Annotated in this window: 19 protein-coding genes; 4 read left to right on the forward strand and 15 right to left on the reverse strand. The window is 48.8% G+C overall.

Annotated elements, in window-relative coordinates:
• Window positions 1–56: 56 nt before the first annotated feature.
• Window positions 57–1028 carry a KpsF/GutQ family sugar-phosphate isomerase gene (locus tag FCL45_RS23900; RefSeq protein ID WP_136795187.1) on the reverse strand — a complete coding sequence of 324 codons (972 nt, stop codon included), beginning with the start codon at window positions 1026–1028 and terminating at the stop codon, window positions 57–59.
• A 543-nt stretch (window positions 1029–1571) separates the two neighbouring features.
• Between FCL45_RS23900 and metK the strand changes: the two genes are divergently transcribed.
• Together metK and ahcY are read left to right on the forward strand one after the other, a co-directional pair.
• Window positions 1572–2735, forward strand: a complete 1164-nt coding sequence (gene metK / locus FCL45_RS23905; RefSeq protein ID WP_136795188.1) for a methionine adenosyltransferase — start codon at window positions 1572–1574, stop codon at window positions 2733–2735.
• 45 nt (window positions 2736–2780) lie between these two features.
• The gene (gene ahcY / locus FCL45_RS23910) at window positions 2781–4079 is read left to right on the forward strand and encodes an adenosylhomocysteinase (protein ID WP_136795189.1); all 1299 of its coding nucleotides are present in this window, start codon (window positions 2781–2783) and stop codon (window positions 4077–4079) included.
• A gap of 90 nt (window positions 4080–4169) precedes the next feature.
• Here the strand turns inward: ahcY and FCL45_RS23915 are convergent, their stop codons facing one another.
• The 9 genes from FCL45_RS23915 to dnaG form a co-directional block, all read right to left on the reverse strand.
• Window positions 4170–4916, reverse strand: a complete 747-nt coding sequence (locus tag FCL45_RS23915) for a biotin--[acetyl-CoA-carboxylase] ligase (protein ID WP_136795190.1) — start codon at window positions 4914–4916, stop codon at window positions 4170–4172.
• 83 nt (window positions 4917–4999) lie between these two features.
• Window positions 5000–5245: a dissimilatory sulfite reductase D family protein gene (locus FCL45_RS23920; RefSeq protein ID WP_136795191.1), complete on the reverse strand. Its 246-nt coding sequence runs from the start codon at window positions 5243–5245 to the stop codon at window positions 5000–5002.
• Between the two features lie 93 nt (window positions 5246–5338).
• Entirely contained in the window at window positions 5339–6466 is a 1128-nt protein-coding gene (gene dsrB, locus FCL45_RS23925; RefSeq protein WP_136795192.1) for a dissimilatory-type sulfite reductase subunit beta, read from the reverse strand.
• Between the two features lie 56 nt (window positions 6467–6522).
• Window positions 6523–7803 (reverse strand): dissimilatory-type sulfite reductase subunit alpha, encoded by a 1281-nt coding sequence (gene dsrA / locus FCL45_RS23930; protein WP_136795193.1) that lies wholly within the window; start codon window positions 7801–7803, stop codon window positions 6523–6525.
• Between the two features lie 284 nt (window positions 7804–8087).
• A complete protein-coding gene (locus FCL45_RS23935; protein WP_136795194.1) occupies window positions 8088–9713 on the reverse strand; it encodes a glucose-6-phosphate isomerase in 1626 nt (541 codons plus the stop codon).
• A 110-nt stretch (window positions 9714–9823) separates the two neighbouring features.
• Window positions 9824–10507, reverse strand: a complete 684-nt coding sequence (gene rpe / locus FCL45_RS23940) for a ribulose-phosphate 3-epimerase (RefSeq protein ID WP_136795195.1) — start codon at window positions 10505–10507, stop codon at window positions 9824–9826.
• 78 nt (window positions 10508–10585) lie between these two features.
• On the reverse strand, window positions 10586–11824 hold the full coding sequence (gene dprA, locus FCL45_RS23945; protein WP_136795196.1) for a DNA-processing protein DprA: 1239 nt from the start codon (window positions 11822–11824) through the stop codon (window positions 10586–10588).
• Window positions 11825–11968: 144 nt separating this feature from the next.
• Window positions 11969–13621, reverse strand: coding sequence for a sigma-70 family RNA polymerase sigma factor (locus FCL45_RS23950; protein ID WP_136795197.1), 1653 nt, complete (start codon window positions 13619–13621; stop codon window positions 11969–11971).
• A gap of 247 nt (window positions 13622–13868) precedes the next feature.
• The gene (gene dnaG / locus FCL45_RS23955) at window positions 13869–15692 is read right to left on the reverse strand and encodes a DNA primase (protein WP_136795198.1); all 1824 of its coding nucleotides are present in this window, start codon (window positions 15690–15692) and stop codon (window positions 13869–13871) included.
• Window positions 15693–15983: 291 nt separating this feature from the next.
• Here dnaG and FCL45_RS23960 point away from each other — a divergent pair, with 291 nt between their 5' ends.
• Together FCL45_RS23960 and FCL45_RS23965 are read left to right on the forward strand one after the other, a co-directional pair.
• Complete coding sequence (locus tag FCL45_RS23960) at window positions 15984–16718, forward strand: hypothetical protein (RefSeq protein ID WP_136795199.1); 735 nt, start codon at window positions 15984–15986, stop codon at window positions 16716–16718.
• Between the two features lie 314 nt (window positions 16719–17032).
• On the forward strand, window positions 17033–18724 hold the full coding sequence (locus FCL45_RS23965) for an ABC1 kinase family protein (RefSeq protein WP_136795200.1): 1692 nt from the start codon (window positions 17033–17035) through the stop codon (window positions 18722–18724).
• Window positions 18725–18820: 96 nt separating this feature from the next.
• On the opposite strand, the gene FCL45_RS23970 is transcribed toward FCL45_RS23965, so the two are convergent.
• The 5 genes from FCL45_RS23970 to FCL45_RS23990 all read right to left on the reverse strand — a co-directional run bounded on the left by FCL45_RS23970 (window position 18821) and on the right by FCL45_RS23990 (window position 23175).
• On the reverse strand, window positions 18821–20533 hold the full coding sequence (locus FCL45_RS23970; protein WP_136795201.1) for an FAD-dependent oxidoreductase: 1713 nt from the start codon (window positions 20531–20533) through the stop codon (window positions 18821–18823).
• Window positions 20534–20933: 400 nt separating this feature from the next.
• Complete coding sequence (locus FCL45_RS23975) at window positions 20934–21686, reverse strand: triose-phosphate isomerase (protein WP_167495608.1); 753 nt, start codon at window positions 21684–21686, stop codon at window positions 20934–20936.
• On the reverse strand, window positions 21655–21957 hold the full coding sequence (locus tag FCL45_RS23980) for a DUF167 domain-containing protein (RefSeq protein WP_136795203.1): 303 nt from the start codon (window positions 21955–21957) through the stop codon (window positions 21655–21657). The genes FCL45_RS23975 and FCL45_RS23980 overlap by 32 nt, the downstream gene beginning before the upstream one ends.
• A 42-nt stretch (window positions 21958–21999) precedes the next feature.
• The gene (locus tag FCL45_RS23985) at window positions 22000–22830 is read right to left on the reverse strand and encodes a DivIVA domain-containing protein (protein ID WP_136795204.1); all 831 of its coding nucleotides are present in this window, start codon (window positions 22828–22830) and stop codon (window positions 22000–22002) included.
• 45 nt (window positions 22831–22875) lie between these two features.
• Complete coding sequence (locus FCL45_RS23990) at window positions 22876–23175, reverse strand: YggT family protein (protein WP_136795205.1); 300 nt, start codon at window positions 23173–23175, stop codon at window positions 22876–22878.
• Window positions 23176–23184 lie beyond the last annotated feature (9 nt).

Raw genomic sequence — 23184 nt, forward strand, 5'->3', positions numbered from 1 at the left:
GGTTCTGACGTAAACCGGATGCCCCTCTGCAAATGCTGACTTTGCGTTTATTTCGATCAGACGAGGAAGCGAAATTCACCTTTACCAAGCAAATCGTGGAGGTGAAGGATACCCACCAGTTTTTCCTCTTCTCCCTGCACAGGCAACACAGTAATCTCATGCTGCTGCATGATAGACAGAGCATCAGCTGCCATTGCCTCACCGGTTATCGATAAAGGATTTCTTGTCATAATATCACCAGCAGTCTTGCCGGTAAGATCTGCTGCTTCTGCAAGCAGCCTGCGAACATCACCGTCTGTTACTATTCCTCCCACCAGGTTGTCAGCACCCACCACCAATACTGCACCAATATTCTTGGCATTTAAAATAGCAATTGCGGCAGACGCTAGCTCAGTCTCAGAAATGACCGGCATCTCGTCCCCCTTAAGCATCACCTCTTCAACTTTGACTTTAAGTCGTTGACCGAGACTACCGCCTGGATGGTTGAAACGAAAATCCTCAGCCTGAAAGTTTCTTCTGTTCAACAGCACAACAGACAGGGCATCACCCAGGGCCAGGGTTGCGGTGGTGCTGGCTGTTGGCGCCAATCCCAGTGGACACGCCTCTTTCGGGACTCGAATATTCAAAACGATATCGGCATAACTGGCCAGGGTCGAGGTGGCACCACCCGTCATGGCAATAATAGTGTTGCCTCTCTGTTTCAATGAATTGAGCAGACCATTAAGCTCCGCAGTTTCACCCGAGTACGAGATCGCGATAACCACATCCGATTTCATAACCATGCCGAGATCGCCATGCAATGCCTCTACCGGGTGCAGAAAAAACGATGGCGTGCCTGTACTGTTCAGCGTAGCTGAAATCTTCTGACCGATGAGGCCAGACTTTCCAATTCCGGTGATAACAAGCCTGGTCTTGCAGGCGAGAATCTTCTCCACCGCCTCAATAAACTCGGAACCGATCCGTTCCCTTACCGCGGCAAGCCCCTGCTCCTCGATTTTCAGCACATTTTGTGCTTCAGCTATAGACATTTTTTGATTCCTTCACCAGCATTTGCATATAACAGGCAGTTGGCCGGCAAACGCAGTCTTGAGTAATTAAAATTCAATGTATTTTTCAAATCAGCCGCGTGAACCGCTGCTTTTGAAAGGTCTCTTCTCTTTCGCTTCTATCTTTATACCACTTACCTGATTGTTACAGGTAAGATCAGAACCAGGTCATAGTTCAATATTCTTGGCATGCTTTCAAGCCATTTTAAGCGTCCCGAAAATTTCGGCCAAAATGCGCATGGCAATATCTCAAATAGTTGATTCATGCTTACTATTTTTTAATATGAAAACTGCCTCTGCACCTAACACACCAACTGCCCGCACAATTTCACTACCCTTTTACTGCAAATCTGGTATAAAGTACGATGTTTTTTTGCATCTTCCTTGATTCAGCAGCGACTTCGTATTACAAATCTCGGATAGTCCTGTAACATTCTTGGTTACCAAATATAAACTCGATATAATATTTACGGTTTACAATCCATATACTGGTTTCATCCAGCACAATTACAGCGGAGATAATCCATGTCTAACTATCTTTTTACTTCTGAATCTGTTTCCGAGGGACATCCGGATAAAGTCGCCGATCAGATTTCAGACGCAATTCTTGACTCCATCCTCGCCCAGGATGCAAATGCCCGTGTTGCATGCGAAACACTTGTTACCACCGGCATGGCCCTCATTGCAGGAGAGATCACCACATCTGCGTGGGTCGATATGCCCGATGTAGTTCGCCAGACCATTAAGAGCATTGGTTACAACTCCAGCGACATGGGTTTTGATTGGCAATCCTGCGCTGTGATGACCTCGATTGATAAGCAGTCTTCTGATATTGCCCAGGGTGTTGACGAAGGCAGCGGTCTTGACCTTGATCAGGGCGCCGGTGATCAGGGCCTCATGTTCGGCTACGCCTGCAACGAAACAGAAGTGCTGATGCCAATGCCCATCTACTATGCACACAGGCTCACCAAAATGCAATCGGAAGTACGTAAGAATCGTGTCCTCCCATGGCTTCGCCCAGACGCAAAAAGCCAGGTTACAGTTGAGTACGATCAGGGCAAGCCCAAACGCATAGAGGCTGTTGTCCTCTCCACGCAGCATGATGAGAGTGTATCCCATAAGGATCTCAAAGAATCCGTGCTCGAAGAGATCATCCGGCCTGTACTGCCTGCAAACATGATTGATGCCAACACTAAATTTTACATCAACCCAACCGGACGCTTTGTTATCGGTGGCCCTGTCGGCGACTGCGGCGTTACCGGCCGTAAGATTATTGTCGATACCTACGGCGGACGGGGATCACATGGCGGAGGCGCATTCTCAGGTAAAGATCCCTCCAAGGTAGACCGATCCTCGTCTTATATGGGACGCTATGTTGCAAAGAACATCGTTGCAGCAGGGATTGCTGATGAGTTTGAAGTGCAGGTGGCCTATGCCATCGGTATCTCCCATCCCGTTTCCATCAATGTAAACAGCTTTGGTACCGGTAAACTCTCTGACCAGGAGATCAAAGCACTTATTGTTGACACCTTCGATCTTCGTCCTAAAGCTATCATTCATCACCTTAATCTCCTCAGACCGATCTACAAAAAGACTGCTGCCTACGGCCATTTCGGTAGAGAGGATTCTGATTTCACCTGGGAAAAAACCGACAAAGCAGAACAACTGCGGATCGCTGCTAAACTGTAATCGCGTCCACTAAAAGATTAACCTGAATTATAGCTGGTACACACTATGTCTACTCAAACCCAAGACTATAAAGTCGCTGATATTTCCCTGGCTGAATGGGGACGTAAAGAAATTGAGATCGCCGAAACCGAAATGCCGGGACTGATGGCGCTCCGTGAAGATTATCGCGATCAGCAGCCGCTGAAGGGTGCACGTATCGCAGGCTGCCTGCATATGACCATCCAGACTGCGGTATTGATGGAGACTCTCGTCGAGCTTGGCGCAGAGCTTCGTTGGTCAAGCTGCAACATATTTTCCACCCAGGATCATGCCGCAGCAGCAATGGCTGCCGCCGGCCTTCCGACCTTTGCCTGGAAGGGTGAAAGTGAGGAGGAATTCTGGTGGTGCATCGATCAGACAATCTTCGGTCCCGACGGCTGGACCCCGAATATGATTCTCGATGATGGCGGTGACCTCACCCAGATAATGCACGAGAAATACCCGGAAGAGATTAAAAAGATTAAAGGTATCAGTGAAGAGACCACTACCGGTGTTCTTCGTCTCAACGAGATGGCCGCTGAAGGCACACTTAAGTGCCCAGCCATCAATGTAAACGACTCTGTAACCAAATCAAAATTCGACAACCTCTATGGCTGCCGCGAGTCACTGATCGACGGTATCAAACGCGCCACTGACGTAATGATCGCAGGCAAAAATGCCGTGGTGGTCGGTTATGGTGATGTTGGAAAAGGTTGTGCACAGGCACTTCGCGGCATGGGTGCTTCTGTCTATGTTACTGAAATTGATCCTATCTGTGCTCTTCAGGCGGCCATGGAAGGCTTTAAAGTCGTTACCATGGAAGAGGCTGCCAGTTACGGTAACATCTTTGTAACCTGCACAGGCAACGTCAACGTAGTCACCCGCGCCCACATGGAACAGATGCCTAATGAGGCTATTGTTTGCAACATCGGCCATTTTGATTCAGAGATCGACATCGCTGGCATCCGCGATCTCCCCTGGGAGAACATCAAACCACAGGTGGACCACGTGGTCTTTCCTGATGGCAAGAAAATAATCGTACTGGCAGAAGGTCGTCTGGTTAATCTTGGTTGCGCCACCGGCCACCCGAGCTTTGTTATGAGCAACTCCTTCACCAATCAGGTACTGGCGCAGATTGAGCTTTGGAATAACTCAGAGAAATATGAGAAGCGTGTCTACTTCCTTCCCAAACAACTCGATGAGATGGTGGCCAAACTGCACCTGAAAAAAATCGGTGCCAAGCTTACCGATCTTACACCTGAACAGGCCAAATACATTGGTGTTTCAGTCGAAGGCCCTTACAAGCCTGATTATTACAGATATTAGAACAATAACTGTACAGGTTAGACGCAAAAGCCCTCACGGATACTCTCCGTGAGGGCTTTTTTTATTTCAAGTAGCCTGTACTGGTGTGCCTCAGCTTGTTCCCAGCTGCACATCACCTGAGAGTACTTCGTGAACCTTTCCTGAATCGTCACGAATGTGGAGTCTGCCAAGATTGTCAGGGCCCAGCGAGATACCTTCTACCACCTTACCATTGACCGCAACCCAAGCCAGTCTCTTCCCAAACATACAGTCTAACTCTCGCCACCTCTTAATTACAGGTGTAAAACCGTGATGTTCGAATGATTGGACCTCGAGCAGCAGCTGGGCATGGATCTTGGTGAATACCTCATCTACGGACATTTCCCGGCCAGATTCTATAAACAGAGACGTCGCCCTTGTGGCTACCTCAGCAGGAAAATCATTTATTGTAGTGTTCACATTCAAGCCTATCCCAACAACAGCAAAACGGCAGGACGGATCTTCGGTTAATGCCGAAGACTCACTTAAAATACCACCGCACTTCTTCATGAAAAAGTAGATGTCGTTAGGCCATTTGAGGCCAGGCTGCAAATTGTACAGTTGCTTGATAGCATCTGCCACCGCAAGACCTGCCACAAAAGTCAGATATGGAAAGTCCTCAGCCTTGAGGACAGGTCGAAGTATCACTGAGGTATACAGCCCTTTTCCGGCTGGAGACTGCCATACTTTACCTAACCGGCCACGTCCCTTGGTCTGAGTGGCTGAGATAATCGCAGTTCCATGAGCTGCACCGTCCGCAGCCATCTCCATGGCTACACGATTTGTTGAATCGGTTGATTGCAGGCGAACAATTTTCATAGTCAGAAATCCAGGCAAAAAAAAAGTGCAGAGTCCTGAGACTCTGCACTTTAACAACGATCTACTCAGTGACAGGTAATAAATTAATTAATACCTTCTTCACCTTCCTCGTTCTTGATACGACTTGGTACACCGTACATGGTTGTAGAACCGGAAGACCAGAACATCAGTTTTCCTTCACGTACAAGCTCATTCGCGATGTTTTTGATCTGACGAGGCTTGGTATCAGGATCACATTTATAGAAATCCTTGATGTACAGCTGTGGCTTCGGAGACTTTTCAGCCTTCTCAATCATTGCTGCTTTGATTTCGTCTATGCTTTTAGGCATAACGACCCCTCCTAGAGATAGGTAGAAGTCCAACGGCGCCGTCTTTTCACCGCGATATTGCGATGAAAAGACAAACGTCTGTCAAGGCTTCAATTACTTGATATGGCTGGTGTACTTAAACTGAGTGGTTGTACGCCAGGTGTCATAAGCAAGACGATAGTCATCAATAGACTTATCGGTAAATGGGATCTCACACTTTTCGAAGAATTTCTCCCAACCGATACGCTCTGCCCACTCACCAACACGCTCATATTTGCGAGCGTCTGCAGCGTAAGCCTCAAGAATTTTCTTGATAGCATCAACAGTCTCAGGCCAACGTGGAGTGGTGTTTGGCAGGAAAGGAATAACCAACTTGGAGAACTTAGGAGCAGTTCTGGAGTTAGAAACCTTACCACCAACGAGGATAGCAATACCGTCACCCTCTGGATCAGCAAGAGGCATAGCAGGACACATGGTGTAGCAGTTACCACAGAACATACAACGCTCAACGGTAACTTTTACGGTCTTGATCTCTTTACCATCAACCTCTGCTTTAGCAGGCTTAACAGCACCAAGCGGACAAGAAGCGATTGCGAGCGGAAGCTCACAAACACCGGTGATACGCTTGTTATCGATCATAGGTGGCTTACGATGTACACCAAGAATAGCGATATCGGAAGCATGTACAGCACCACACATGTTGAGACAACATGCGAGAGCGATACGTACCTGTGCAGGCAGGGTCATGGAGGTGAAGTAATCAAACAGCTCATCCATTACCGCCTTAACAACACCAGAAGCGTCGGTGGCAGGGGTGTGACAATGTACCCAACCCTGGGTGTGAACGATGTTGGTTACACCAGCACCGGTACCACCTACCGGGAATCTGTTACCACGGCCAGCAAGGTCATCCAGCAGAGGCTGAACTTTATCCTTGGCATCAACCATGAACTCTACGTTGTTACGGGTGGTCCAACGCATGAAACCATCACAATGTGCATCAGCAACATCGCAGATCTCACGAATGAGATTGATGGTGATCAGACGTGCGGTACCAACACGAACGGTGTATACCTCGTCACCGGTCTCTGATTTATGCATCAGAACGCCAGGCTGGAGGATTTCGTGCCAAAGCCACTTACCTTTGTTAGCTTTGATTACTTCAGGAAAAAATTGCTCGTAATGTGGTGGACCAAGATCGGAAATACGTCCGTCCATCGGTTTATCTGGATTGTAGCCCATGATAAATCTCCTTATATTTCTTTAATATGAATTGTTAGCTCAAATTAAAACAGGTATTAGGCTGCGTGCTTAGCACGGAACTCATCAATGTCACGTGTAAAGCCGCCCTCAACCTCTTCCTCTTTCCAGAAGACGTATGGGTTAGAACGAGGCTCTTTAACGTGCTGTGGAATCGGATCGAGTCCCATAACCTTGATGAAGGTCGGCAGGCCAATACGCTGCATGGTCTCACCTACACGCTCACGGTTCTTACCAACTTCCATCCACCAGTCCCAAACGTTCTCAATGAAGTCAACGAGTTCCTGGAACTCATTGTCAGCAGACATTGGGATGAACGGGAGAACCAGAGTAGAGAACTGAGCACCATCGAGGATTGGAGCTTTCGCACCAACCAGAATGGAAGCACCCTGCTCTGCACCCGGACGAAGCGCGCGTGGCATTACGTTGATGCAATGCATACAACGGGTACACTCTGCGTTATCGATCTTGAGCTCATCGCCTTCCATCCACATACACTCGGTAGGACAGAGACCAAGAACCTCTTTCTCGATGTCAAACTTACCCCAGTCACGACCAGCATGGGCGCCACCGTTTGCAGGGTAATTACCAGCTACGTACTCTTTTACCGCTGCCTGGTCGATACGGATATCGTCTTTCCAGGTACCGATAACGGAGATGTCGGAACGTGCGATAGAAGCAACACAGTCGTTCGGACAACCGGAGAACTTGAACTTGAACTTGTATGGGAACGCTGGACGATGAATCTCATCCTGATACATCATGGTCAGCTGATGACAACACTCTTCAGTGTCGTAGCAGGACCACTCACAGCGGGACTGACCGATACAGTTCGCAGGGGTACGAAGGTTTGAACCGGAACCACCAAGATCCTGTCCCATGTCGTGGGTCAGATCCCAGAAGAAAGGCTCAAGGTTCTCGGTACGGGTACCAAGAAGAATGATGTCACCGGTGGAACCGTGCATGTTGGTAACACCAGAACCATGCTTCTCCCACAGATCACAGAGCTGACGAAGATTTGAAGAAGAATAGTATTTAGATGCAGGCTGAGCTACACGTACGGTGTGAAAGTGCTCAACACCTGGGAACTGCTCGGGAACGTCAGCGTAACGTCCAACGATACCACCACCGTATCCGAAAACACCAACGATACCGCCGTGCTTCCAGTGGGTGATTCTGTCCTTGAAGGACAGCTCCAGGATACCAAGAATGTCCCAGCACTCAGGCTTGGTCTCAGCCTGCTGCTTTAAGTCGGTGACGAAACTCGGCCACGGGCCTTTCTCAAGTTCGTCCAACAAGGGCGTCTCATGTTTTGCCATGATTTCCTCCTTTGAATTACTGTTTAAACTACAACCTCTACCAAAAGATATAGCGAATCTTATAGTTCTTATCCTGAACAGGCAGGCAAGCAACTTGCAGAGCAATATGTGCCCACCCGACTACTTCATGTTCAACTTTCGAACCGGCCCTGACATGTTTCTCCTGTCAAGACAATACGAAACACTATCACAGTGTATAGTGATTCAGCGGCTGAGAATATCGCCCACCGGAAATTTTGTCAACAAAAAACGGTGTAATTGTCTTTGGGAAAATGAACGCATATTCACCGTGCAATTCTACTGCTACTGCCATTTCCAGCAACTTTCAGAAACCGATTTTCAAGCTCATTATCTTCGACACCCATACCCTTTATGAGTTTCAGGATTCTGGTAGCCAGCACCTTTCCGAGTTGCACTCCTTCCTGATCAAATGAATTGATATCCCATAAAAAGCCCTGATAGACTATCTTTGCTTCATAAATAGCCAACAGAGCTCCCATAGTGTGAGGTGTCAACTTATCAGCCAGCAGCAATGAACTCGGACGATTGCCTTCAAACTTTTTATTTGGATTTTCATGCAATCTGCCAACCGCCATGGCGATCGATTGCGCCAGGAGATTCGCAAAAAGTTTCTGTTGCGAGGTTGTATCTTCAACAATGAGATCAAGATTTCGCTGATTTTTTATAAAACCAATGAACTCAACAGGAACTATCTCAGTTCCCTGGTGAAGCAATTGATAAAATGCATGCTGCCCGTTGGTGCCAGGCTCCCCCCAGACAATCGGTCCGGTTTTGATTTTTACCTGGCTGCCGTCCCGATGAATCGATTTGCCGTTGCTCTCCATATCACATTGCTGGAGATGGGCAGGGAAACGATGGAGCGCCTGGCTGTACGGCAATACCGCCACAGTAGAACGTTCCAGATAATTATGATTCCACACCCCGATCAAGGCCAATAGTAAGGGAAGGTTACTCCTAATGTCGGGGATAGTTTCCGCAGCCTGATCCACCTCATTTGCACCCTTGAGAAATTCGAGCAATTGATCATAACCCAGATAAAAACCCAACATAACAGAGCCCACCATAGAGGTAGAACTGTACCGTCCGCCGATGTAGTCGAACATGTAAAATGATCGAAGATATTTGTCAGGGTCATCCATGGGGCTGCCTTCTCCGGTCACTGCCAGGCAATGCTTCGCAGGATCAATGCCGGCCGCGCGCAACTGTTCAATTACCAGTCTCTCGTTGGTCAGGGTCTCAAGTGTGGTACCGCTTTTTGAGACGATATTTATCAGGGTTCTGCTCAAATCCACCCGACTGAGCACATCAGCAGCATCATCGGGATCGACGTTGGCAATGAAATGGACGGATCGCCCACTGATACCGAAAGGTTTGAGTGCCTCATAAATGGAGCGCGGGCCCAGATCCGAGCCACCAATGCCAACGTTGACCAGAGTAGTGAAACTCTCTCCCTCTGCGTTTGTTATCTTACCGTTTTCAAGATCTGTTAAAAATTCTTTGAGCTTGGTGAGTTCATCTCGGGCTCTGGCCGACTCGGCTGGAGCGGCGGCCGTATCGCCGAAGACATCCCGGGTGGCGGTATGCAGAACCTGCCTCTCCTCACTCTCGAAACCTTGAATGCGATTCATCACCGCACCACTTCTCATCTCTTTAAACTGAGCGGTAAGAGCGCATTGATCGGCAAGAGCCTGCAAAGCGTTCAGGACATCATCATCCACCCGTTGCGTAGCATATAGCATTCTGAACGGACCAGTCTCACAAATATATCTCTCAATCCTGTCGGTTTCAGTCAAGGCCCCGCTTGCCGTTAGATCATAAGGCTGACCTGCCAGACGACTCAAACTTTCTGCAGCTTCCGCTGTGGTCAGATTCTTATATTTGGGATCCATAGTCTTCTCCGCAAGGCTAATATAAAAGATTCATTACCAGTGGACCTCTGCATTGAAACTCAATGTCCACCTAAGCCTGAAGTCGCCTGTTTTACTGACAGTCGACCGCGCTACTCAATTCTCGCAGCAGCACCATTTTCGGCAAGCTTCCGTAATTCGCCGATAGTAGCGGTATAATCGTCACTGTTATAAACAGCAGAGCCAGCCACAAAAATATTGGCACCAGCCTGGGCTACATCCTGAATGGTCTTTTTGCTCACGCCACCATCCACTTCGATTCCCACCTCAAGCCCCATACTATCGATACGTTGCCTGAGCTGCCAGATTTTCTCAAGCGAGGATGGGATGAATGACTGCCCGCCAAATCCGGGATTTACCGACATCAGCATGACCAGATCAAGATCTTCAAGCACATAATCAAGTGTTGAAAGAGACGTTGCCGGGTTTAATACCGCACCGGCTTTCAAACCGCGCTGCTTGATCTGGCCGATCACGCGATGCAGGTGGGTGCACGCCTCAACATGCACTGTAATCCAGTCTGCGCCAGCATCTGCGAAAGCGTCTATATAGTCACCGGGATTACTGATCATCAGATGGACATCCAGAACCCGATCTGTCACTCTCTTCGCCGCCTCGACAACCAAAGGCCCGATGGTGATGTTTGGTACGAAGTGTCCGTCCATGACGTCAATATGAATAACCTCTGCACCGGCCTGATCCACCGCCCTGATCTCATTGCCCAGTTGACTGAAGTCGGCTGAAAGTATTGATGGTGCAATCTGTATTTCCCGCATGATATCTCCTGATATGTAAATACATTCAAAGCTGTTTTACCTGATGGAAAAACAGCATAATACTTAATTTTTTCGTAATTAGACCGTTCTTCGTACCATATCACCGGGGCCCATTTCAACCACCCCTTCCAGTTCCAGATAAAGAAAGAGTTCGCTCAACCGGGCAGGGCTCAGATGAAGCTTCTCTGAAACCTCTTCCCTGGAAACAGGGTACGGCTCCAATTGCTTCAATAGTTCAATTGCATCCGGTTCAAGCCCCGGAGCCAATTGTTCTATATTATTATCAGGTTGATTGTCAAAAGTTCCTACGCCGCAAGTGTTATAATAGGCAGAAGTGCCTGCCACGATATCGGCAGCTGACATTACCAACTGCGCGCCCTGTTGCAGCAGCCAGTGTGCGCCTTCACTTTTATACGAATCAACCTGGCCGGGCACAGCAAAAATCTCACGGCCAAAATCCAGGCCAAGCTGGGCAGTAATCAGAGAACCTGACTTTCTGGCAGCCTCAACCACCACAACCCCTTTGCTCAGGCCCGCAATAATTCTGTTTCTTGCCGGAAATCTAAATCCCTCAGGTCTCGTCCCGGGAGGATACTCACTGATAAGCAGTCCTTTTGTTTTGACCTCATGATACAGAGAACTATTCTGCCTCGGATAAACGACATCAATACCACACCCGAGAACTCCAATAGTGCCGCCCCGGCCCTGCAGGGCACCGATGTGTGACTCCGAATCGATGCCAAGCGCCATACCGGAGACCACGGTCAGGCCTTCGCGCGACAGCCCCTCGGCCAATGACCGTGCCACCCTGCGACCATAACTGGTCGCTGATCGTGATCCAACCATGGCTACGCTGGAAGATGTCAGTAAACCGATATCCCCAAGACAGTAAAGCACAGCAGGCGGGTCGGGTATCTCGCGAAGTAATTCTGGGAATGCCGCATCGTCAATGCTCAGCAATTGCCCTCCCATGGATATTGTCCGATTTGCCAGCAAACGGGCTGTTTTACTGCACTCATCAATGCAATTCCAGGCCGCAAGCTGTTTTGAGCCAAGCCCTGACACATCACTCCATTGCCGTCTGGTAGCAGCAAGCGCTGCCCCGGGGGAACCAAAATGATCGACCAGTTTCCTGATAGTTCCCGGACCGCAGCCAGGCAACAATGTCAGGGTCACCCAATCGGCAACAGCCGGATCGTATGCAGACTGCTCCGCAGCCTGAGAAGTTGGAGGTGGAGGATTACACGACGTGTTTTGGCTTTCAACCAAGTCCATCTTACTTTGAACTCCAGGATCAACTACCGCTTCAGACGACATAGTTCCCCTCTTCCCCAAAGACAATGGCACCTATCCGTTTCCGAATTGGTGCCATTTATAATGAACCCGCTATCGGATTTCTCCGGCCAATCAGCAGATACACACTCCCAGAAAAAAACCTGATGGGCTGTACGGGTCTGCCAATTACCTTTCTGTCATGAATACCCGCAGTTCTTCAATACGGGAAGGATGCTTCAATTTTGATATTGCCTGCGCCTCGATTTGACGAATACGCTCCCTGGTCACGGCAAAGCAACGCCCTACCTCCTCAAGAGTATGGTCATATTCGACATTGATGCCATAACGCATGCGCAAAACTTTAGCCTCACGAGGTGAAAGCGATGACATTACCTGGTTAAGGCACTCTCTCAGGCTGTTGATCATGGTCTGCTCGTGGGGGCCGACCCGTTCACCATCTTCAATAAAATCGCCTAAAAAGGTTTCTCCATCATCACCCACCGGCGTATCAAGAGAAATTGCATCCTTGGCTATCTTTAGAGCTGATTTCACCTTATTTACATCAGAGCCAAGAAGTTCGGCCATCTCTTCCGGGGTCGGCTCTCGGTGTTCTTCCAATAGAAAATCCTTGGAAACCCTGAGCAACCTGTTGATGGTCTCGATCATGTGAACAGGCAAACGGATTGTTCGCCCCTGATCGGCTATGCCACGGGTAATGGATTGACGAATCCACCAGGTGGCATACGTGCTGAACTTGTAGCCGCGGTGGTAGTCAAATTTCTCGACAGCTTTCATCAGGCCAATGTTCCCTTCCTGAATGAGATCTGAAAACTGCAATCCACGATTGACAAATTTCTTGGAAACAGAGATGACAAGCCTGAGGTTGGCCCGAACCAAGGCCTCTTTGGCATGTTTCGTCATCTCCTTGCCAACTTCAATTTCTTTTAACAGTTTCTGAATCTTTCTACCATCCAGGCCTGCATCGATAATAAACTGCCTGTTGACAAAACGTTCTATTTTTTCTGGCGGTGGCTCCGAGCCATCTTCCGTCACCAGTTTTTTGGACCGTACCAGGTCAACGAAGACGCGCCGAAACTTTCTGGAAAGTTCCTCTAAACCTTTGGCGGCCGCATTAACACAATCTGCACAAACAACCTTATCCTTAAAAAGTGCTGCTATCTCTTCGCCAATTACCCCGACTTTGTCGTACAGTTCGGCAACCTTTTCAGGCTTGAGATCAAAATCCTGTAACTGTTTCAGGAGAGCACTACGTTTTTTATCCAGTTGCAAAGCCTTCTCGACGTTCTTCAGGAAAAGCTTGCTCTCTGACTCTATGAGCTCAGGATTATTATCCGGGACCCCCATGATAGTCTGACAGATCTTGCCTTTGTTTTTCTGGAGATCTGCGGCCAGAGCCTGAAGGGATGGAATGGCGAGAACCGTCTGGAAAGCGCACGCCTGTACCCTCTGCTTGCCCTCTTCCATCATCTTCGCAAGCTTCAGCTCCTCATCATGACTGAGGAGCGTGAGCGTTCCCATCTCACGGAGATAGATATTCATCGGGTCTATGGAATGACTTCCATTTTTACCAGCTTTGGGTGAGCGCGCAGCCCTGCGCTTCGCTCCTTTACGACGACCAGCCACTACTCCGACCTGATTTTCTTTATCAGAACCGGCTGCTATGTCATCCGGTACGTCATCTTGGAAACCGTTCCCTCTTCTATCTTCGTCTGAACCAAAGATCCCTGTTAAATCATACATCGCAGGATCATCTTCATTTTCATATGAATCCTCATCCTGTTCGTACTCATTATCATTTGCGCGTTCATCGTGATTCATGAAATTCTCCCTGATAGCACAGAAGCCTACCGATAGTGCTTCTATGGAAAATCTCTTCTTTTTCCCTTAATGGAAATTTCCACTTTCTCCTCTAGTGCTCAACGAAACCATCGCTATTCCTTTAAGCACAAACATGCATCCTAACAATGCACACCATTGAAGCAAAATGTCAAGAATATTTCCTTCAATTCTCCATCGCAAAAAAAACAGCAGAAACACAGTTAGTAAAATAAATATCCGAGCTGGCTTATAATTCCGGCCCCTTGAGTTCTCTGTCTATATTCTGTTTTTTTTGCAGTAACTCCTGAAGTAAGGAAAAATCCCCACCAGTCTTCATCCCGGAGATTTGATCAAGCAATTGCCTGGAAGCACGTTGCAACCTGTAGACACGCATCCATTCGAGCAATTCCTCTGCTTCAGCACCAATCAGCGAATCAGCCTCATGTTCATCCCCTGCGTCAGGAGCCTCAAGCAGCAGGTCCGACACAAGTTCCCGCTCGGCTCCCCCCGGCAGCTTTGACAGCAGTTCCTCCGGTTCAATCTCGCCGTGCTCGGCAATCAGCGATCGCAACTGCAGAAACAGCACCTCCCCAACACTTCCGGCTATACACTCCCGCAATCCGCCATCTTCAAGGCGACCGAGGTACGAGGGATTGAGAACCATGAATTCCACCAGTCGCCTCTGTGATTTCGACAACGGCTCAATCTGCTCTACTGCCCGCATTACCGGTGGCTCCGGTGGTGGCGGCGGAGCTTCCTCCACTGGAGGTGGTACCGAACGGTCCAGCATGGAATCAAGCTGTTCGGCTGAGATACCAAGCTGCTCGGCAAAATGAGTAATAACAACAGTCCGCTGCAATGGTGAAGCCGCAGCTTTTACCAAAGGCCGCAATTCTTCAACAATCTTACTTTTACCATCCAGGGTAAGGCCATATTCCTTTACCAGCTGACCGAAAACAAATTCAGGCAGAGTCTCCGCCCCGGCGACCAACTCCTCAACGGCCACGAGCCCTCTTTCGCGCACAAAGGTATCCGGGTCATGTCCTTCAGGCAAAAGTGCCACCCTGCCGGAAACCTGTTCTGCCAGAAAATGGGGAACAGAACGCACCGCAGCCTTCACCCCTGCTTCATCACCGTCGAATAACAGTACTATTTCGTCACAGAACCGCTTCAGTAAGCGAAGCTGCTCGCGGGTAAGTGCTGTCCCCAGCGGTGCAACAACGTTTTCACACCCATTGCAGACAAGGGAAATAAGATCGAAATTTCCCTCGACAATTATTGCCTGGTTCTTCTTGCGAATAGCATCTTTTTGTTGATAGAGCCCAAGCAGAAGCTTGCTCTTGTTATAAATTCGGCTCTCCGGGGAATTCAGGTATTTCGGTTGACCTTCGCCGATGATACGACCGCCGAAACCACACACCTGACCACTGATCTCATAGATTGGAAACAGTACACGATCACGGAATCTGTCGTAAACCCCGCCTCTGTCGTTTTTCACGGAAAGGCCGGCTTCAAGGGATGCCTTCTTTTCACTTTCGGTCAGCTTGTCGGTGAAATAGTCCCAGCCTTCCCCCTCCACCGATGGCGCATATCCTATGCCGAAGCGGGTAAGAATGTCTTTGGGGATACCTCTTTCAGTCAGGTATGCTCTGGCGCCGGCAGCCTTGTCAGTACCGAGATAGCGGCTGTAGAGCGCTGCTGCCTTTTCACTGACCGCATACATCTCCTTTTTAAACTGGTCCTGCTTTGCCTGCTCGGCTGAGCGTGGCCGCTCAGGGAGAGCTATCGAGTATTTGGCTGCAAGCTCCTTTAAAGCTGATGGAAAATCGAGGTTGTGATACTTCATCATGAATGAGAAAACATCACCAGACTCCCCACAACCAAAACAGTGAAAAAACTGTTGCCCGGAATGGACCGAAAACGAAGGTGTTTTCTCGCCATGAAACGGGCAGAGCCCAAGGTATCGTGCACCACTTTTTTTCAGATCGACAACCTCGCCTATGATCTGTACAATATCAGCGCGTTCTTTGACCCGGGCTACTATATCTTCTCGTGATTCGTTTATTGCCATTTTTTATTTTCACTTGGGGAATTACGTCTCGCATCGTGCCATACTGCAAACGTTGCAATAGAGTACCAGGATTCTTTTTTCCTGTGGGGAGCATATCAGCGCTATGAGGCTGAGTAAGCAACGAAGTCAGGAAATCGGAGTAAATATGCTCTGGTCAACAGGTTAAGCGCGACTGGGCACTAACTGCTCAACTGCCAGCCCATAAACATATCACGGGAGGTGTGTTTACGCATGCCCTTTCATGACTGCAACTTCTCAGGCAGCAATACATAATCTGGTTAATGCACCGATATGGAAGATATTACACAGGTCCTGGCTTTCCAGGTAAAAAAGGATATGGCGGAGCGCTATTTCGGCTTTCGCAAGCGAATCGAAACCGACACCATCAATTACAAGCAGATGGTCACACAGTCAGCCGTGCAACTTGAAAACAACCTGGGTACCTCCCTGGTTCGCATCTATATCCTTCTTCAGCGTCGTGAGCTGATTACTGAATTTATCCATTTGATCGGGCTCAAAACGCCCCCATATTACGAGCCGTATACCGTCGAGTCCCCTACCATAAAAAAACGCGTATTCCAGGGCCTGAACTACAGAGGGTTAACCCAAAAAAGAGCGTACAAAAACATGCTCTACGACAGCTATTGTCAGCTCTACGAATATGCCTCTGATTATCTTGAAACCTTTCGGAATCTCCAGGAGGAGCATGAGACAATTCAAGAGGAAATAGCGCACTTTTACAGAAACAACGACATCGACACCATTCTGCAATTCCTCCGTCGGCTCGATCTCTATTCCGACGAACATTCCTCCAGCCAGCAATATCAACAAACCCCATCAAACTATCAGAAGTTATCCGACCAGATCAAGCTTCGCCCCCCCTTGCCTCCAGGTGAATTACTCCCCACTTTCCCGCCGCTTCCGCCACCGAAGTCTATTCGAAAAAAGCTCGATAAGCTCATTGACAAAGCCATTCCCTACGAAAAGCCGTTCAATCTGCGAATGCTTACCCGGGAAGTCGGATAGCCACTCAATTTCACAATTGATCCCGGCAGCTGTACCTTTTCCTTTGCGCGAGACCATGCAACCCGGCAAAAAGGACGACAGCCTTTTCAGTGGCCCCTGCTGTCGCTATAATTAATAAGAATCAGCCCTTTACACTGGACCTCTTTTGGGTACTTGCAACAATACTCAGCAATTTCAGTAACAAAACATTGTATGTTGCCAAGCAGAAAACCCTGGCGGAACAATCAAATTTCGTGTGAAGGTAACTGTGGTACTTTAATAACATTCTTTTCCAATTCATTTGCTCGCAACATCTTTTACTTCTCCTTCTCATTATGAAGATAGGCAATATAAAACGCACCATCCGCAATACCAAGCGCCTCGCCGAAATCATACGCGTTCTGTCCCGTTTCGGTTTTCAACAGGTAGTTCTCGATACCGGAATATACCGGTTACTCGACCTGGTCAAAGAAGACGTTGACACCAGCCTCAGCCCCTCTGCTGCCGACCAGCCCCGTGCCGTCCGTTTTCGTTTGGTTCTTGAGGAGCTGGGACCAACCTTTATCAAGATTGGACAGATCCTTTCCACCAGGCCTGACCTCATCCCCCCTGAATGGGCAGATGAGTTGAAAAAACTGCAGGATCGCTGCACCAACGTCCCATACTCAGACATCCATAATGTACTTATAGAAGAGTTCCCCCAAGGGCTCGAAACTTTTTTTGAAAAAATCGATGAAGTACCTATGGCGGCGGCCTCCCTGGCCCAGGTACACAAAGCGGTAACAAACGAGGGTGACGAAGTTGTGCTCAAAGTGCTGCGCCCGGGCAGCCGCAAAATGGTTGAGGAGGATACCTCTCTGCTGGAAGGCCTGGCACAACTGGCAGAGCAATATTTCTACGATCTTGGATACAGCCCTACAGCAGTTGCCAAGGAATTTTCCCGCGAGTTGCTCAAGGAAATTAATCTGGTCCATGAGGGGCAGTCCACCGACCGGTTGAGAAGATATTTTGCAGACGACCCCACCGTGTCATTTCCCAGGGTCTATTGGCAGACCACTACCCGCAACGTATTGACCCTTGAAGAAATAAAGGGGAGAATTGTCTCCTCACTGACTCCAGGCGACCTTTCTGCCCAGGAGCGGCGGACTCTCGTTTCCAGAGGTACGGATGCCGTTTTCGCCCAATGCCTGCAGTTCGGTTTTTTCCATGCCGACCCGCACCCTGGCAATATCATCCTCAAACATGACAACACCATCTGTTTTATCGATTGCGGCATGACCGGCCAGCTCGACAAACATACCACCGACCAGCTCATAGATCTTGTCGCGGGGGTAATAAAAGCTGATATCGATAAACTCTGCAGGGTAGTCATCGAACTTACCGAGGCGGACCCTGCAATTACAGACCGCAGGGACTTTCGCACCGACCTGCAACATCTTATTTCCCATTTCCAGAGTAATGAACTGAAAAATCTCGATATCGCTTCCCTGCTCTCCGAGTTTTTCAAAATGCTCCAGCGCTACAAGATCAAGTGCCCCGGAGATCTCATTCTGCTCACCAAAGCCCTGACGACCATTGAGGGCGTTGCCGAGCAGTTCGATCCTGAATTCGATGTCATCTCCCACGTGGAGCCACGTATTCAGGAGATCGTCATCAGCCGTTACGGCTTAAATGCCCTTTACGGCCGGCTGCAAAGAACCATGAGCGGCTACCTCGAACTCTTCGAGAGCCTGCCCTCCGATCTACAGAGGTTTCTCGGCTATTTTCGCCATAGCCGCTTCACCCTCAACCTCGAACTGAAGCGACTTGAACATCTTGCCGATAAAATCGATCTCTCCAGCCGCATCATGGGCATGGCCATGATTATTGCCGCGCTGATCGTTGGTTCTTCGATTCTGATTCTCGCCGACAGCCTTGCCAGTAAACATGGTATTTTCGGTACCTTGGGTGTAATCGGCCTGATCCTGGCCGGAGTGAATACAGCGGGCTTTATTGCCTCCTTTCTGTTACCCAGAAAAAAGAAATAGCCCGCCAATATTTTTTTGTAAATCCCAGTCCTATCGATACGGCCACCATACCATCAAATCAAACCACAGCAGCCATTCATCGGCAGGGGCTGGTTGCTAAACTGCCACAAAATCCGGCTCAATGACCCTAATCATGGCATATCCACCCTGAATGATCCGGGTATTTGAGATACCCTGCGAATCGAGGTAGACCTGTGCCTCATAAGCTCTTGGGCCCGTATCGCAGAGAATGGAGATGTCTTGGTCGACAGGAATTTCCCTGGCTCTTTTGCGCAGCTCCGACTGAGGGATATGTAACCAGCGACTGCCATATTTTTCTTTTCCCGCACTCGACTCACGATCACCCCGGATATCAAGAACCGTAGTCCCGTTGTCGGCAAATCTATCCAGGAACTCAGGTACATCAATAGGCCTGTTCATGCCGCAAAGGATATTATCCAAAGCATTACCTGCGTTATTGACAACATCCATGGCCGAGGCAAATGGCGGTGCATAGCCGGTTTCAAGGCAGCAGACATCGTCAACGGTGATACCGTGCTCCAGCAACACCGCGAGAGCATCAACTCTTGCCTTCACTCCGTCTCCGTTCTTTCCAGCTGCCTGAACACCGAGTATTTTTCTAGAGTTACTATCTGCTATAAGCGTCATGTAAACGAGCTCGGAATTGGGGTAGAAATGGGCATGATCGGCCTGTGAGACCGTGGCACAGACAGGATCATAACCGGCATCGCGCGCCTTGGCTGCTGTAAGCCCTGCTGTACACACGCCAAAATCAAAGATCTTTATGCAAAACGTCCCGACAGTACCGCGAAAATACCCCATCCCACCAGCTATATTGGTGGCGATAATTCGCCCCTGTCGATTGGCAAGTGACCCAAGAGGCATCGGCATCTTCTGACCGTTAACATGATTGGTCAACTCTGCACAGTCGCCACCCGCATAGATGTCAGGATCACTGGTTCGCATCCGCTTGTCGACGACTACTCCGCCGCTTTGACCAATTGAAAGTCCGGCGTTGGCTGCCAGCTTTGCATTTGGGCGTGCACCCGTGGCAAGAATCACCAGATCACAGGTATATTGTTCCCCACCGGCATAAACAATCTGCTGACCACTCGTGGCATCCGTCTCTATCTTGCTCACGGTTGTCCCTAACCGGACCCGAACCCCTTTGTCCTCAAGCTCCCTTTTGGCAATTCTGGCGATATTTTTGCCCAGGACCATTGGCAATACTTTTTCGGCAACTTCAATGAGAGTCGTTTCAACTCCCCAAAGATCAGTGAAGGCTTCTACCATCTCCACACCTATAGCACCGGCACCGATGACCACAGCGCTGCCGATTTCGCCCTTTTTCATCTTGTTCTTCACCTGCTCTGCATGGTGCAGGTTGGTAACCGTCATGACTTTAGGAGAATCTATGCCAGGAATGGGAATACGAAAAGGTTCGGCGCCGGTTGCCAACACCAGGGTATCGTATTCCATCACCCCTTCTTCACCGTTTCTGAGATCCCTGACTGTAACTGTTTTTTCTTTCCTGTTGATTGACAGAGCCTCCATCTCCGCACGGATATGCACTCCTTTGCAATCTGTAAAAAAATCCTGATCGCGTACCGCGTGGGCTGTGGTCGAATAGAGATCCTCAAGGTCATTGACATCTCCACCCACATAATATGGGATTCCACAACCTCCATACGAGAATAAATTATCTCGTTCAATAACGGTTATCCTGGCCTCTGGATCAAGCCGGCGTAAACGACATGCAACCTTGGGCCCTAATGCGACTGCTCCGATAACGAGTATTCGTTTTGACATGCAACCTCCTTTCAGGTCAACCTGCACAACTACCGCAAACTGGTCGGTCGAATCCTGTTATCCGGCCTTCCGGTCCATTCCAATTGAATCAGAAACAGCCTCATCTTAAGTCTACATATGCACAAAACCAAGAACTTTTTCACTCCTTTTCTATTTACATGTAACTTTTCTCAAAAACCCAATAATATAACAATATTAATTATATACTGCATTGTGAGACATCCCGAGTACAGATACCACAATGTCAGGTTTTTCGAAGTGAAAGTGTATCTTATATTGCGGGAAGAAATTAGTGTATGTCTGAAGCGACGTAGAGATGGGGTTGCTGCGTACCTTGAGATAACGATTTATACAAGGGTCAGTTGCAGCAACCCGGATCGGGCAAGGAGGAGGGCGGGAATTAAGCAGCTTTGGAGACGATCCTCAGAAAGGAGCTGGCATCGAGACTGGCTGAACCGATAAACAGGCCGGAGACATTACCGAGGCGGAAATACTCATCTACACAGTCAGCTGTGAGAGAGCCACCATATATTACAGCTCGATCCGGATATATTCCCCTGATGAAATCAACAGATTCGGCAACCTTCTCCGGAGATTCGGGAATCCTGAAGCTGAGAGCATCCACCGGCGAGTAGGCAATGATGATATTCTCGTTTTCGATATCAGAGAGCGCGGTAAGCTGGGACATGGCATAGGGCTGATCGACACAAACTATCGGTCTGATCCCGGCATCAACGGCCTCGGCGACCTTGTTGGTTACATCGAGGGATTTTTCATGAAAGTATCTGCGTCGCTCAGAGTGACCGACTATAACGAAATCAACAAGCCCTTTGAGCATATCTGCTGCCACAGCACCTGTATAACTCCCCTTGGGGAAAGGCGAGACATCCTGGGCACAGAGATAAAAGTTGTCGAGTTTCAGGCTGTCCAGGTGCTTTCGGACATTTTCAAGACATAAAAAAGTGGGGGCTACGATAACATCAACATTTTCGGAAGCCTTGTAGCCTTCGGCAAACTCATCGAGCCATGCTTTTGCCTCATCGCTGTTCTTGTAACACTTCCAGTTGGCAATTACCAGACGATGACCGGAATGTTCCGGAATATCTTTTGGTTTGGGTGTCTCATTTTTTAAGAACCGATTCAATATACCCACGGATTTCCTCTTCAGTTATACCGCTGATTGCAATGGTCTTACGACGGGAGGTATGGCCAGAACGCAACTGAACGTCACGCTTGGCGACCTTGAAGGTCTTTGCCAGAAAGGCAGTCACAGCACTGTTGGCCTTGCCATCGACAGGCGGGGTGGTGATCGAAATTTTCAGGCTTCCATCATGCACTCCGCTTATCATGTTACGTGAAGCCCTTGGCTGAATGTAGAGGGACAGCAGGGCTGTTCCATCAGTGCCGCAGGTGAGATATGGCATCCATCAATCCAAAGTCGACTCAGGCTTACTCAGTAAAAAGAATCAGACCTTCTCCATCTCATCGTCATTGAGCCTGATGGACTGGAAAAGATCGGTAAGATCTTCATCCGCATCAGAGCCCATGGCGTGAACCACATCAAGCTGCTCGAGGTAGGTGTTGAGGACTGCTCTCAGATCCTCATGCACCTGCACTTTCTTCTCTTGTAGTTTTTTAATTTCCACCGGAAGGGCTGCCAATTCAGCTTCAGCTTTCATGCGGAAATCATCTACTTCCTGATGGGCACCGGAAATTATCTGATCTGCTTCCTGCTGAGCTTTACTCTTCACATCCTGGGCAAATTGCTGCGCAGCTACCAGAGTCGACTTGAAGTCCAGCTCTTCCTTCTTCAGTTCAGCGATCTGGTTGTTCAGCAAATCAACCCGGGCCCGCAGCTTCTCGGCTTCGTTACTCGTTTCTGAGTCGGTCGCACTTCGCTCTTCAAGCTCAGTGGTCAGCTTTTCTATCTCTTCACGAAGCTCTGCTTCCTGCTTCTCCCAGGACTCCTGCTGGATCAGCTTTTCCTGCTCGGAGCTGTCAATCTTGCTTTCGAGCACTGTAATGCGCTGGTCTTTTTCCAGGAACTCTTTCTCGCTTTCCTCAGAACGTTCTTCACGTACTCTGCCTTCCTGCAGCAACGCATCCCGCTCTTGCTTCAATGCCTTGTTTTCCACGAGGAGTTCGTCATAATCCTCTTCCTGTTTTCTCAGCTGTTCATGCAGCTCGAAAAACTCCTCTGCCAAAAGTTCCAGATACGCCTTGACTTCAATAGAGTCATAGCCCCTGAACTTAACCTGAAATTCCTGATCTTTAATAGCCTGTGGAGTAATAGACATTATGTTGCCCCATTAAGGAAAATTTTACTGTCAAAACAGAGGTTCCTATCCGATCCCCATGGCGATCTGTTTCATGGTTGGCACGATAAAGCTCTGCAGAAAAATGATCACCATGATCAGAATCATCGGAGAAAAATCTATACCGCCCATATTCAGCGGTATCAGGTTGCGTATTCTACTCAAAACCGGCTCGGTCGCTTCATAAAGGAAGCGAACGATTGGATTATATGGGTCCGCACTGACCCACGACACTATGGCACGGCCAATGATGATCCATACATAGGCGGTAAAGAGGAAATCGACTACTCCTGCAAGAGCCATCAGAAAGTTATTCACTACAAACATCTTCTCTCC

The sequence above is a fragment of the Desulfosediminicola ganghwensis genome, from assembly GCF_005116675.2.
Lineage (GTDB): Bacteria > Desulfobacterota > Desulfobulbia > Desulfobulbales > Desulfocapsaceae > Desulfopila > Desulfopila ganghwensis.